Below are 12,343 nucleotides of genomic sequence, written 5' to 3'. Positions count from 1 at the left end.
TCAAACCGGCAGGAGTCGGGAGACGACGTCGGTCAGCTGTCTGGCCGAACGGCATTCGTACATGTCGATCACCTCGCGATAGCGGTCGGCGGCGGAATCACCGGAGCCCCATTGGGTTCGCGGTTCCGGATTGAGCCAGTGCGCGTGCTTGGCGAACCCGACGAGTGCGCGCAGCGTATCCAGTTGCGGGTCACGGTAGTTCGTGCGGGCATCGCCCAGGATGAGCAACGAGCTGCGGCTGGTGACGGCATCGGGGAACTCCCTGGCGAACGCGGTCAGCGCGCCGCCGTAGTCGGAATGCCCGTCGAAGCCGACGACGTCGGACTCGGTGAAGATCTTGGCCATCGCCTCGTCGAGCTGCGTGCTCGGGTCGAAGAACCGGGTCACCTCGTCGGTATTGTCGACGAACGCGAAAATCCGTACCCGCGAGAACTGTTCGCGCAGCGCGCTCACCAGCAGCAGGGTGAAGTTGCTGAAACCGGCAACGGAACCGGAGACGTCGCACAGCAGGACCAATTCCGGCCGCCCCGGATGCGGCTTGCGGTTCACCAGATCGATCGGCACGCCACCGGTCGACATGGACTTGCGCAGGGTGCGCCGCAGGTCGATCTCGCCGCGGCGAGCGTGCTTGCGCCGCACTGCGAGTCGCGAGGCCAGGATGCGGGCCAGCCGCTGGCTGCTGCGCCGCAATTCGGCGAGCTCGCGGTCGGAGGCGCGCAGGAAGTCCACGTCCTCGGCCTGCCGCGCGACACCGTAGCTGGCGACCCGCTCGCGGCCGATGCGTTCGGCCACTCGCCTGCGCGTCTCGGCCTCGACGGCGGCGCGGAAGCCATCGATGCGCTGACGGGCCGCGCGCCGGGCGATCTCGGTGTCGAACTCGCTGGTGTCCGGTCCGATGGCGAGCCCGGCCAGTATCTTGGCCAGCAGCGTCTGCGGCTGAACCTCCTTGAGCGCCTGGTAGGCCGAGAAGGAGGGGCCACGCGCGGACTGGTACTGGCCGAGTTGTTCGACCAGCTGCCCCGCCAACTGCTCCAACTGTTGGCCGGGATCGTCGAGCGCGAGCAGTTCGGCGAGCATTTCCCGCAGCGCGGGAATGTCCACCTCACCGGCGGGCGTGCGCGGGATCGCCACCTCGTCGGCGGCCACGCCGCGCTGACCCACCGCGACCGGGAACCACAGGTCGAACAGCCCGTCGAAGGTCGCCCGGTGGGTGGTGCGACGCAGCAGCGCGCAGGCCAGGCCCTCGCGCAGCACCTCCCGATCCAGCAGATCCAGCACCGTCATCACCCGGCCCGCGTCCACCGTCTCCGACGGTCCGACCGGGATACCGCGCGCCCGCAGCGCCTCGACGAAACCGACGAGATGGCCCGGCAGCCCGTGCGGGGCGTCCAACGACACCGAATCCGCCGGGCCCGATCCCGCGACCACGGCTCAGGCCAGCTTCAGCTCGGCCAGCGCGCGCTGGTGATCGCTCTGGTGCTTCAGCACGACGCCGAGGGTGGCGCGCACGGTGGAGTCGTCCAGATCCTTCAGGCCGAGCGCCAGCAGGGTGCGGCCCCAGTCGATGGATTCGGCGACCGAGGGCAGCTTCTTCAACTGCATCCCACGCAGCACGTGCACGATGCGCACCAGCTGGGCCGACACCGCGGCGGACAGCTCCGGCACCCGGCTGGCCAGGATGCGGCGCTCGAGTTCCTCGTCCGGGAAGTCCAGGTGCAGGTACAGGCAGCGTCGCTTGAGCGCCTCGGACAGCTCCCTCGTGGCGTTGGAGGTCAGCACCACGAACGGCTTACGGCTGGCGGTGATAGTGCCCAATTCCGGGACTGTGACGGCGAAATCGCTGAGCACCTCGAGCAGCAGGCCCTCGATCTCGACGTCGGCCTTGTCGGTCTCGTCGATCAGCAGCACCGTGGGGTCGGCGCGGCGGATGGCGGTCAGCAGCGGCCGGGAGAGCAGGAACTCCTCGGTGAAGACATCGGCTTTCGTCTCCTGCCAATCGTTTTCGCTGGAGGCCTGGATGCGCAGGATCTGCTTGGCGTGGTTCCACTCGTACAGCGCGCGGGCCTCGTCGACACCTTCGTAGCACTGCAACCGCACCAGTTCCGCGCCAGCGGTCTGCGCGACGGCGCGGGCCAGCTCGGTCTTGCCGACACCGGCCGGGCCCTCGATCAGCAGCGGCTTGCCCAGCCGGTCGGCGAGGAACACCGAGGTGGCGGTGGCCTTGTCGGCCAGATAGCCGGTGGTGGCGAGCCGCTCGATCACATCGTCGACCGAGGTGAAGATCGGCTCTTGCGGTGCATCGGCCACTGGTCATTCCTTCCTTCGAAAAGCAGGAGGCGGTCGCCTCCGAAAAGCCCGCGCGCAGCGGACTACACCGGCCGGGTCTGCCCGTCGCCCCAGACGATCCACTTGGTGGAGGTGAGCTCCGGCAGCGCCATCGGGCCACGCGCGTGCAGCTTCTGGGTCGAGATGCCGATCTCGGCGCCGAAGCCGAACTGCTCACCGTCGGTGAACGCGGTGGACGCGTTGACCATCACCGCCGCGGCGTCGACCCGGCTGGTGAACTCCCGCGCCGCCGCCAGTTCGGCGGTGACGATGGCCTCGGTGTGGCCGGTGCCCCAGGTGTTGATGTGCTCTACGGCGGCGTCCAGGTCGTCGACGACCTTGAGCGCGATGTCCAGGGTGAGGTACTCCTCGCCCCAGTCGGCGTCGGTCGCGGGCACCTGACCGGGCAGGTCGCCGTGGATGGTCACGCCGTGCCGCTCGAGCGCCGCGGTGAGCTTGGGCAGCGCGGTGTCGGCGATGGCCTTGTCGATCAGCACCGTCTCGGCCGCGTTGCAGACGCTGGGGCGGCGGGTCTTGGCGTTGATCAGGATCCGCTCGGCCATCTCCAGGTCGGCGGCCGCGTGCACGTAGACGTGGCAATTGCCGGTGCCGGTCTCGATGGTCGGCACGGTGGCGTCGCGCACCACCGCGTTGATCAGCCCGGCGCCGCCGCGCGGGATCACCACGTCGACCAAGCCGCGCGCCTGGATAAGGTGGGTCACGCTGGAACGGTCGTGGCTGGGCAGCAGCTGCACGGCGTCGACCGGAATGCCCTGGGCCGCCAGCGCTTTCCGCAGCACCTCGACCAGCGCCGCATTGGACTCGGCGGCCGAGGAGGAACCGCGAAGCAGCGCGGCGTTGCCGGATTTCAGCGCGAGACCGAAGGCGTCGACGGTGACGTTCGGCCGTGCCTCGTACACCATGCCGACCACACCGAGCGGCACCCGCACCTGACGGACCTCGAGCCCGTTGGGCAGCGTCGAGCCGCGCAGCACGCCGCCGACCGGGTCCGGCAGACCGGCCACCTGACGCAATCCGGAGGCGATGCCGTCGATGCGCGCCTTGGTCAGCCGCAGCCGGTCCAGCAGCGAGGCTTCGGTGCCCGCGGCCTCGGCGGTCGCGATGTCCTTGTCGTTGGCCGCGAGCACCTCCTCGGCCGCCGCGAGCAGCGCGTCGGCGGCGGCGTGCAGCGCCTCGTTCTTCTGCGCGGTGGTCAGCTGGGCCAGCGCCCTGGACGCGACGCGGGCCTTTCGCGCGGCGTCGTGTACCGCCTCGCGGACATCCAGCTCGGTCGTCGTTCCTACCGTCATGGGTACAGCCTACGCACCGGGTCGGCGGCGCTTTCCACCTGCTCGAGCACCCGGCGCGCGGGCGTACCGTTCGGTTGCGTGCGGGCACGGCGACCGGGGACTACCGTCCGGCGGTATGACCGCTGACGCCCCCGCGATCGCCGTCCTCGGCAGCATCAACATGGATCTCGTCACCACCACGCGGCGACGCCCCGCGCCCGGCGAGACGGTGCTCGGCAGCGGGTTCACCATGGTGCCGGGCGGCAAGGGCTCGAATCAGGCGATCGCGGCGCGGCGGGCGGGTGGCGCGGTGTCGTTCCTCGGCGCGGTCGGATCCGATGTGTTCGCGGGCGATCTGCGCCGGACGCTCACCGCGTCGGGCGTCGGCGCCGACCGGCTGCGCACGGTGCCGGGACCGAGCGGGATCGCGGCCATCGTGGTGGACGGCACGGGTGAGAACAGCATCGTCGTGGTCGGCGGGGCCAACGCGGCGCTGACCGAGCTGACGCCGGACGATCTCGCGGTGATCGCCGCGTCCGATATTCTGCTGTGCCAGTTGGAGATTCCCGTGCCGACCATCGCCGCCGCGGCGCGGCACGCGCGAGCCAACGACACTGTCGTCATGCTGAATCCGTCTCCAGTGCAACGTCTTCCGCCGAAACTGTGGGAGGACGTCGATGTGGCTGTGGTCAATTCGGGTGAGGCAGCCGAGCTGGGTGACGCGCTGGACACAGTCGCACACCTCGTGGTCACCCGTGGGGCCGCGGGCGCGACCTATCGCGATCCGGACGGTGCGGAGCTGTCGGTTCCCGGCGTCCCGGTGGAGGTCGTCGACACGACCGGCGCGGGCGACACCTTCACTGGAGCGCTCGCCGCCGCGTGGCATCGCGGACCGCGGCATGCGCTCCAATGGGCTTGCGTCGCAGGGGCTCTGGCCACCACTCGGCTCGGTGCGAGCAGTGCGATTCCGGACCGCGAGCACATCGAGGCCCTACTGGGCGAACACACGACCTAGCCAGGTTTCCCTCGCCGCTCCGGCAGCCCGCGAAGGGCCTCGTCGGGCACCGGCGCGTCACCCCGCGTTGTCCCCACGACCGCGCGGCACAGCGCCTATCGTTGGGATTCATGCCCACTATGCCCGAGCGCATTCCGGCCGACGGGGAAGCAGCGGAGCTCATCGCCCGCGTCGACCCGGAGATGGTCGCGCTGTCCTTCGTGGACAACGCGGGCATCACGCGGGTGAAAACGGTACCGGCCGCGCGTCTGGCGCACGCGGCACGCTTCGGCGTCGGCGTCTCGCCGTGTTTCGAGACCTTCGGCTTCGACGATCTGATGACGGTCGGCCGCTATCTCGGCGGACCCGACGGAGACCTGCGGCTCGTCCCCGATCTCGCCGCGCTCACCGAACTCGCCGGTCAGCCCGGCTGGGCGTGGGCGCCCGCCGACAAGTACACCCAGGACGGCACGCGGTTCGCGGCCTGTCAGCGCGGTTTCGCGGCGCGACAGGTGGAGGCGGCGCGGCGGGCGGGATTGCGGCTGTCGATGGCCTTCGAGACCGAGTGGGCGCTGGGCCGAGCCGAGGACGAGATCGGCTTCACCCCCGCGATACGCGGACCCGGCTACGGCATCATCCGGCTCGGCCAAGTAGCGGAGTATGCGCGCGAATTGGTGGGTTTACTGATTCAGCAGGGCCTCCGGGTCGAACAGTTCCACCCGGAATACGCCGCGTCGCAACTGGAGATCTCCATCGCGCCCACCGATCCGGTCGCGGCGGCCGACGGGGCGGTGCTGCTGCGGCACACGATTCGGCAGCTCAGCGCGAAATACGGATGGCGCGCGACGCTGGCGCCCTGCCTCACTCCCAATGACGCGGGTTCCGGTGCGCACCTGCATCTTTCGGCGCACGACGAACGCGGTTCGCTGTTCGCCGATGGGCCGGGTCCCTATGGCATGAAGGAGCAAGGCGCGTCGTTCCTCGCAGGCGTGCTGCGGGAACTGCCCGCATTGGTCGCGATCGGCGCCGGGAATCCGGCCAGCTTCCTGCGGCTACAACCCTCCCGGTGGGCGGGGATCTGGCAGTGCTGGGGGCGTGAAACACGCGAAGCGGCAGTGCGTTTCGTCACGGGTGTGCGTGGCACCGAGCGCTGGGCCGCCAATGCCGAGGTCAAATGCTTCGACGGGACGGGCAATCCGTATCTCATCGTCGGCGCGGTGATCGCCGCCGGGCTCGCGGGCATCGCCGAAGGCTTGGCGCTGCCCAACGAAATCATCGGTGATCCAGCGACTTTCGGACGGAAGAATCAGGTGCGCAGGCTGCCGACCAATGCCGCGGAAGCGGCCGATCATCTGGCCGCCTCGACCGTGCTGGCCGAGGCGCTGGGGCCCGAGCTGCACGACGCGCTGCTCACGGTGCGGCGAGCGGAGGCCTATCGGTACCGTGACGCCACTCCGGAAGAGCTCGTCGAACTCACTCTCTGGCGGTTCTGATGATCATCTCCCGGGCTGCGAGGGGCGTCGATCGACGGCCTTCAGCGCGCCACCCCGTCGACCGCGACGGCATGGATCCCCGACTGCCGGTCGGCGCGGCCGCTCGAGCCGTGGAGGGCGCTGATCATGCTCACCGATGACGTCACGCTCACCGACCACCACTGCCACGGCGTCACGGCAGCCGACCTGGACCGTCCCGGCTTCGAGGCGCTGCTCGGCGAAGGTCCGCGCGGCAGCTTCGACTCCGCCCTCGGACTCGCGGTGCGGCGCTGGTGCGCGCCGGTGCTCGACCTGCCGCCGCACACCGGGGCGGACGCGTACCTGGCGCGCCGCGTCGATCTCGGCTGGCGTGAGGTGGCCGCGCGACTGCTCGGCGCGGCGGGGACGGCGCGCTGGCTGGTCGACACCGGACTGCCCGGCGGGCTCACCGATCTGCCCGAGTTCGGCGCGCTGGCCGGTGGCGAGGTCGGCGAGATCGTGCGGCTCGAACAGGTCGCCGAACAGGTCATCGCGGAGGTCGGTGGCACCGCCAAGGTCTTCGACCGCATCGAAGCCGCGGTGCGGGAACGGGCCGTCGGCGCGGTCGGACTCAAGACCGTCGTCGCCTATCGAGTCGGCCTCGACTTCCCGCTCACGAGCACGCCGCCGCCCACGCTCGCGCCCGAACACCGCCTCACCGACCCCGCCACGCTCGGCTGGCTCGTCGGACTCGGCGCCCGGCTCGGCGCGGAACTGGGCCTGCCGTTGCAAATCCACACCGGTTTCGGCGACCCCGACCTGCGCTTGCACCGCGCCGACCCGCTGCTGCTCACCGACTTCCTACACGCGAACACCGGCCTCACCGTCGTGCTCCTGCACTGCTGGCCGTTCCACCGCAACGCCGCCTATCTCAGCCACGTGTTCGAGCACGTCCACATGGACCTCGGCCTCGCCATCCCGCACGTCGGACGTGGCGCGCGGGCCGTGCTCGGCGAGGCGCTGGAGCTCGCGCCCTTTCGCTCCTTGCTGTACTCGTCGGACGGGTACGGGCTTCCGGAACTGCACTACCTCGGCGCGGCGCTGTGGCGTGAGGCGCTCGGCAGGTTGGTGGATGAATGGCTCGGCGACGATGTGATCACGATCGCCGACGCCGAAGCCCTCGTCTCCGGTCTCGCCCATGGGAATGCGGAGCGGATCTATCCGTCCTCGGATACTTCACGAAAGCCCAAGCCACGGTAGAGCGCGATCGCCGCGACACGAAAATCCTCGGTACGCAAAGTCATTCGGACATACCTGGGCGAAATCGCGAAGCCGCAGGCAGCGCGTACCAAGGCGTTGCCGATGCCGTGACCGCGCCATCCGGTGTCCACGGCGAGCCAGTGCAAATCGGCGGCCTCTTGGTCCCCGGTGGAATGCACCGATAATAGTCGCGAGGTCTCCGCTGCCCGAGGTGGCCAGCGTGACGCCGTTGGGCAGGTGATATCGGTCAGCAGGACGTTGAAGGTATTCCCATAGCGCTGGTACAGGCGTCGCAGCTTCCCGAACAGGTCATCCCCTACGCCGAACGGCATCCTGCGATCAAGGGTAGGTCCGGCGACGAAATGGGGGCATCGACTTGCTCGACATCGGTCCCGGTTGCTGCCGGGCGCTGGCGCTCGCTCGGCTGCGTCGATGCCCGGTGACGGCGCGTTTTAATCGAGTGCGGAGCGGTCAACCAGTCTTTACGGTGGAATCATCGAGAGAGAAAGAAGGTAGACCGATGTTTCCCGTCGAGCTGCGCGGTACCCGAGCGCAGACGCTGATGTGGGCCAACGAGCACGATATCGAGCCTGCCGCGTTGCGGCAGCTGCGGAACATCGCGCAACTCGAGTGGGTGCACGGAGTGCGCGTGATGCCGGATGTGCATCTGGGTAAAGGGGCGACGGTCGGGTCGGTGATCGCGATGAAGAACGCGGTGGCGCCCGCGGCCGTCGGCGTCGACATCGGCTGCGGTATGGAGAGCGTGCGGACGGACCTGACCGCCGCCGACCTGCCCGACAACTTGCATTCGCTGCGGTCGCGGATCGAGGCCGCCGTCCCGGTGGGCTTCCACGCGCACGACGACCCGGTCAACGTCGGCAAGATCGGCGCCGAGGCCTCGGCCTTCGGCGCGGGCACCGCTACGTTGCGTTCGGGATGGGATCGGTTCTGGGGATCGTTCACCACTCTCGACAAGGGTGTCTTCGCGCGAGAGTCCAAGGCGCACAAGCAGATGGGCACCTTGGGTGGCGGCAACCACTTCATCGAAGTGTGTCTGGATCAGGACGATACGGTGTGGATCCTGCTGCATTCCGGTAGCCGCAACATCGGCAAGGAACTCGCGGAACGGCATATGAGCGTCGCGCGTTCGTTGCCGCACAACGTGGGCCTGCCCGACCGAGACTTGGCGGTATTCCTTTCCGGCACTCCGGAAATGGACGCCTACCGCCACGACTTGACGTGGGCTCAGGAATACGCGGCGCGCAACCGCGCGGTGATGCTGGCCCTGGTCTGTCGTGCGGTGCGCGACGAATTCGCCGGTCGCACCGTGTGTTTCGACGACCCGATCTCGTGCCACCACAACTATGTGGCGGAGGAGATCATCGACGGCATGCCGATGCTGGTAACCCGCAAGGGCGCCGTTCGTGCGGGCGAAGGTGATCTCGCGCTGATCCCGGGCTCGATGGGGACGCGCTCGTATGTCGTGCGAGGCAAGGGAAATCCCGACTCGTTCCAGTCCGCCTCGCACGGCGCGGGTCGCCGGATGAGCCGGACCGCGGCGAAGAAGCAGTTCTCCGTCGCGGACCTGATCGCCCAGACCGAGGGCGTCGAGTCCCGCAAGGACGCCGGTGTCGTGGACGAGATCCCGGCCGCCTACAAGGACATCGATGAGGTCATCGCCGCCCAGCGCGACTTGGTCGATGTGGTGGCGACACTGCGTCAGGTGCTCTGCGTCAAGGGGTGACCGTCGCCCGGTCTGCCGCGGCAACTACCCGAAGAACGGCGTGCTGGTTCCCGCACGAACAACCCGCGGCGAGTGATGCGCCGTCCCATGTACCGGTATGCCGCCGCCCTTGGCCCAAGGACGGCTGAATCGCGCTCGACAGACAGCGCTGCGGGCGGTGCGCCGTCCTGCTCCCGGGCCCCCGGTCCGAAGAACGGCGGGCTGCCTGCCGCACAGATGGCGGGGCGGCGGGCGGGCGCCGTCCCGTCTCCCGGGGAGGGGCGGGCCGTGGAAGGTGTCGGTGGGGTGGGGCACGATGGAGCGCGTGACCACGGCCGAGGAGAGTTTCGCGATCGACGGCACCACTTCCGACCTGCGGGAGCGGGCCGAAGCACTGTTGCGCGAGCTGGCGGGGGCAGGGGCGCGGCTACGGGAGGATCAGTGGACCGCGATCGAGGCGCTTGCGGTCCACCGGCGCCGGGCTCTGGTCGTGCAGCGCACCGGTTGGGGTAAGTCGGCGGTGTACTTCATCGCGGCGAAACTGCTGCGCGCCGAGGGCAGAGGTCCGACGGTGATCGTCTCGCCGCTGCTGGCGCTGATGCGCAATCAGGTGGCGGCGGCCGAGCGCGCGGGCGTCGTCGCGGCGACCATCAATTCCGGCAATGTCACCGAATGGGACGAGATCCACGAGCGAGTCGCCCGTGGCGAGATCGACGTGCTGCTGGTGAGCCCGGAACGGCTGAACAACCCGGACTTTCGCGATCAGGTGCTGCCGAAGCTGGCCGCCGACGCGGGCCTCGTCGTCATCGACGAGGCGCATTGCGTCTCCGACTGGGGCCATGATTTCCGCCCCGACTACCGCCGCATCCGCACCCTCATCGCCGACCTCGGTTCGGATGTGCCGGTGCTCGCCACCACCGCGACCGCCAACGACCGCGTGGTCACCGACGTCGCGACCCAGATCGGCACCGATACCCTCGTCCTGCGCGGCACCCTCGACCGGGAATCGCTGCACATGTCGGTGGTGCGCTTCGACGACGCGGTAGAACGCACGGCCTGGCTGAGCGGTCACTTGCACCGGCTGCCCGGCTCCGGCATCGTCTACACGCTCACCGTCGCCGCGGCCCATGATCTGGCCGACGTGCTGAACTCGCACGGCCACAACGTCGCGGCCTACACCGGTCAAACAGATCCGGCCGAGCGCGAGGCGCTGGAATCGGCGCTACTGCGCAACGAGGTGAAGGCGCTCGTCGCGACCTCCGCGCTGGGCATGGGCTTCGACAAACCCGATCTCGGGTTCGTGGTGCACGTCGGCGCGCCTTCCTCGCCCATCGCCTACTACCAGCAGGTGGGTCGCGCCGGTCGCGGCACCGAGCGCGCCGAAGTGGTGCTGCTGCCCGGTCCGGAGGACACCCGGATCTGGAGCTATTTCGCCTCGGTCGCCTTCCCGCGCGAGCACATCGTGCGCAGCGTGCTCGACGCCCTCGACCACGACCGAGCGCTCTCGACCGCCGCGCTCGAACCGCTGGTGGAGCTGAACCGTTCGCGTCTGGAGATGGTGCTCAAGGTGTTGGACGTGGACGGCGCCGTGCGCCGGGTGCGCGGCGGCTGGATCGCCACCGGTGAGCCGTGGGTCTACGACACCGAGCGCTACGAACGTCTGTCCGCCGCCCGCGAGGTCGAACAGCAGGCGATGCTGGACTATCAGTCGACCACCGGCTGCCGGATGAACTTCCTGCGCCGCCAACTCGACGACCCCGGCCTCCCCGCATTGGACGGCCGAACCCCGGGCTGCGGCCGCTGCGACAACTGCACCGGCACGCGTCCGGACGCCACGGTGGATGCCGACGCCGTCGCGGCCACCCGCGCCCGCTTGGACCGTCCCGGCCTCGACCTCGCGCCGCGCAAACAGTGGCCGACCGGCATGGCCAAGCTCGGCATCCCGCTATCGGGCAAGATCAGCGACGGTCCGGAGACCGGCCGTGTGCTCGGCAGGCTCACCGATCTCGGCTGGGGCCAGCGCCTCCGCGCCCTTCTCGACGCACCCGACGACCCCGTTCCCGACACCGTCTTCGACGCCTGCATCGCGGTCCTGCGAGATTGGGACTGGTCCACCCGCCCCACCTCGGTCATGGCACTTGCCCCCGACCGCCACCCCGTGTTGACCGCCACCCTCGCCGCGCGCCTGGCCGAAATCGGACGCCTGCGCGATCTCGGTACGCTCCCGACCCGCCCCGGCCACCCGCCGGTCTCGGCCGCCAACTCCGCCCACCGGGTCGCGGGGCTCTACGACTCGTGGGACGTGCCCGATCTTTCCGGGCTCGACGGGCCGGTGCTCTTGGTCGACGCCCTGACCGATACCGGCTGGACGCTCACACTCGCCGCCCACGCACTACGGCGCGCGGGAGCGCCTGCTGTTCTTCCGTTCGCCCTGGCTTCGGTCACGTAACCGCGCCCAGCACCGTTCGAGGCAACCTGGGGAAACCGCACCTTCTCGCACGCGAACATCCGGAACTCGTCCCCGAAAGCCGCCCGCGCCGAATGTTCCGCCACGCGTGCCACAGTCCCCGGCCACGTTGAGGAGCCCGCCGTCGGCACCAAAGGGTTCCGCGCACCAAAACCCACCGACCACGCCGAACTTCGCCATCGGTACCAGAGGTTCCGCCATGCGCGGGCAACTCCGACTACCAGCTACACGCGACCACCTACAAACTCAACGTCGCCCGCAAACTCGCATCCAGCGACTCGGTCTCCGCGGCCGTCAATTTCCCCAGCTTTTCGGCGAGCCACGGACGGTACGCGCGATGCAGTTCCAGCGCGTCGGCCCAGCCGTGTTCGGTGTAGACGCCCAGCACGTGCCCCGGATCGGTAGCGATGACCGGGACCACATGCAGCCACCGGTACGGCGAGGTGATGACGGCCGGGTCGGAGACCAGCACCACTGTGCTGCGGCGCGGGAAGGGTGTGCCGTCGCTGAGGGTCGGTGCGTAGCTCCAGATTTCGCCGCGCCTCATGCGGCACCGCGGGAGCGGCGGCGGGCATCGGCGGCGGCGGACTCGGTGAGGTCGAGTTCGTCTTGGGCGGCAGCGCGGTCGGCGGCGTCGTCGACGGGGAGACTGGTGAGGCTTTCGTGCACGAGAGCGGTCCGCAGAGAGGCGTTGATCAGGGAGGAGAGGCTGCGGTTCTGGCGCTCGGCGGCCTGCTTGGCCCATTCGGCGACCTGCGGATCCAGGGTCACCGTGATGCGAGTCGCCTTGCTCATACCTTCATGCATACCAGAACGGTGCACCGCACGGAACCG

General features: G+C 69.4%; 11 protein-coding genes. 5 read left to right on the top strand and 6 right to left on the bottom strand.

The window, feature by feature from the left end; translation table 11 throughout:
* From AB0H49_RS15620 to AB0H49_RS15610, 3 genes are all read right to left on the bottom strand, one after another.
* The gene (locus AB0H49_RS15620; protein ID WP_357251739.1) at positions 1-1,428 is read right to left on the bottom strand and encodes a VWA domain-containing protein; all 1,428 of its coding nucleotides are present in this window, start codon (positions 1,426-1,428) and stop codon (positions 1-3) included.
* A gap of 3 nt (positions 1,429-1,431) precedes the next feature.
* Positions 1,432-2,307: a MoxR family ATPase gene (locus AB0H49_RS15615; protein WP_355000808.1), complete on the bottom strand. Its 876-nt coding sequence runs from the start codon at positions 2,305-2,307 to the stop codon at positions 1,432-1,434.
* A gap of 62 nt (positions 2,308-2,369) precedes the next feature.
* Positions 2,370-3,635, bottom strand: coding sequence for a glutamate-5-semialdehyde dehydrogenase (locus AB0H49_RS15610; protein WP_357251735.1), 1,266 nt, complete (start codon positions 3,633-3,635; stop codon positions 2,370-2,372).
* A gap of 115 nt (positions 3,636-3,750) precedes the next feature.
* Here AB0H49_RS15610 and AB0H49_RS15605 point away from each other — a divergent pair, with 115 nt between their 5' ends.
* The 3 genes from AB0H49_RS15605 (at position 3,751) to AB0H49_RS15595 (ending at position 7,319) form a co-directional block, all read left to right on the top strand.
* The gene (locus AB0H49_RS15605) at positions 3,751-4,629 is read left to right on the top strand and encodes a ribokinase (RefSeq protein ID WP_357251732.1); all 879 of its coding nucleotides are present in this window, start codon (positions 3,751-3,753) and stop codon (positions 4,627-4,629) included.
* 110 nt (positions 4,630-4,739) lie between these two features.
* Positions 4,740-6,101 (top strand): glutamine synthetase family protein, encoded by a 1,362-nt coding sequence (locus tag AB0H49_RS15600; protein WP_357251729.1) that lies wholly within the window; start codon positions 4,740-4,742, stop codon positions 6,099-6,101.
* A 126-nt stretch (positions 6,102-6,227) separates the two neighbouring features.
* Positions 6,228-7,319: an amidohydrolase family protein gene (locus tag AB0H49_RS15595; RefSeq protein ID WP_357251726.1), complete on the top strand. Its 1,092-nt coding sequence runs from the start codon at positions 6,228-6,230 to the stop codon at positions 7,317-7,319.
* On the opposite strand, the gene AB0H49_RS15590 is transcribed toward AB0H49_RS15595, so the two are convergent.
* Positions 7,277-7,651, bottom strand: coding sequence for a GNAT family N-acetyltransferase (locus AB0H49_RS15590; RefSeq protein WP_357251724.1), 375 nt, complete (start codon positions 7,649-7,651; stop codon positions 7,277-7,279). The genes AB0H49_RS15595 and AB0H49_RS15590 overlap by 43 nt on opposite strands.
* Before the next feature lie 188 nt (positions 7,652-7,839).
* Between AB0H49_RS15590 and AB0H49_RS15585 the strand changes: the two genes are divergently transcribed.
* Complete coding sequence (locus AB0H49_RS15585) at positions 7,840-9,063, top strand: RtcB family protein (protein ID WP_357252120.1); 1,224 nt, start codon at positions 7,840-7,842, stop codon at positions 9,061-9,063.
* 295 nt (positions 9,064-9,358) lie between these two features.
* On the top strand, positions 9,359-11,491 hold the full coding sequence (locus tag AB0H49_RS15580) for a RecQ family ATP-dependent DNA helicase (protein WP_357251720.1): 2,133 nt from the start codon (positions 9,359-9,361) through the stop codon (positions 11,489-11,491).
* 256 nt (positions 11,492-11,747) lie between these two features.
* Here AB0H49_RS15580 and AB0H49_RS15575 read toward each other — a convergent pair whose 3' ends face one another.
* Together AB0H49_RS15575 and AB0H49_RS15570 are read right to left on the bottom strand one after the other, a co-directional pair.
* Complete coding sequence (locus AB0H49_RS15575; RefSeq protein ID WP_355000818.1) at positions 11,748-12,056, bottom strand: hypothetical protein; 309 nt, start codon at positions 12,054-12,056, stop codon at positions 11,748-11,750.
* On the bottom strand, positions 12,053-12,304 hold the full coding sequence (locus tag AB0H49_RS15570; protein ID WP_355000819.1) for a DUF6364 family protein: 252 nt from the start codon (positions 12,302-12,304) through the stop codon (positions 12,053-12,055). The genes AB0H49_RS15575 and AB0H49_RS15570 overlap by 4 nt, the downstream gene beginning before the upstream one ends.
* Between the last annotated feature and the right edge of the window lie 39 nt (positions 12,305-12,343).

Origin of the sequence: Nocardia sp. NPDC050713, from assembly GCF_040654315.1 — a bacterium.
In the GTDB taxonomy this organism is placed as follows: Bacteria; Actinomycetota; Actinomycetes; order Mycobacteriales; family Mycobacteriaceae; genus Nocardia.
The sequence above is the reverse complement of the archived record's forward strand: the minus strand, read 5'-3'. Positions and strand labels throughout refer to the sequence as shown.

Bases quoted from the DNA above. Each gene is read 5' to 3' on its own strand.
- AB0H49_RS15610 (WP_357251735.1), bottom strand. From the start codon at position 3,635: ATGACGGTAGGAACGACGACCGAGCTGGATGTCCGCGAGGCGGTACAC.
- AB0H49_RS15605 (WP_357251732.1), top strand. From the start codon at position 3,751: ATGACCGCTGACGCCCCCGCGATCGCCGTCCTCGGCAGCATCAACATG.
- AB0H49_RS15600 (WP_357251729.1), top strand. From the start codon at position 4,740: ATGCCCACTATGCCCGAGCGCATTCCGGCCGACGGGGAAGCAGCGGAG.
- AB0H49_RS15595 (WP_357251726.1), top strand. From the start codon at position 6,228: ATGCTCACCGATGACGTCACGCTCACCGACCACCACTGCCACGGCGTC.
- AB0H49_RS15590 (WP_357251724.1), bottom strand. From the start codon at position 7,651: ATGCCGTTCGGCGTAGGGGATGACCTGTTCGGGAAGCTGCGACGCCTG.
- AB0H49_RS15585 (WP_357252120.1), top strand. From the start codon at position 7,840: ATGTTTCCCGTCGAGCTGCGCGGTACCCGAGCGCAGACGCTGATGTGG.
- AB0H49_RS15580 (WP_357251720.1), top strand. From the start codon at position 9,359: ATGGAGCGCGTGACCACGGCCGAGGAGAGTTTCGCGATCGACGGCACC.
- AB0H49_RS15575 (WP_355000818.1), bottom strand. From the start codon at position 12,056: ATGAGGCGCGGCGAAATCTGGAGCTACGCACCGACCCTCAGCGACGGC.
- AB0H49_RS15570 (WP_355000819.1), bottom strand. From the start codon at position 12,304: ATGAGCAAGGCGACTCGCATCACGGTGACCCTGGATCCGCAGGTCGCC.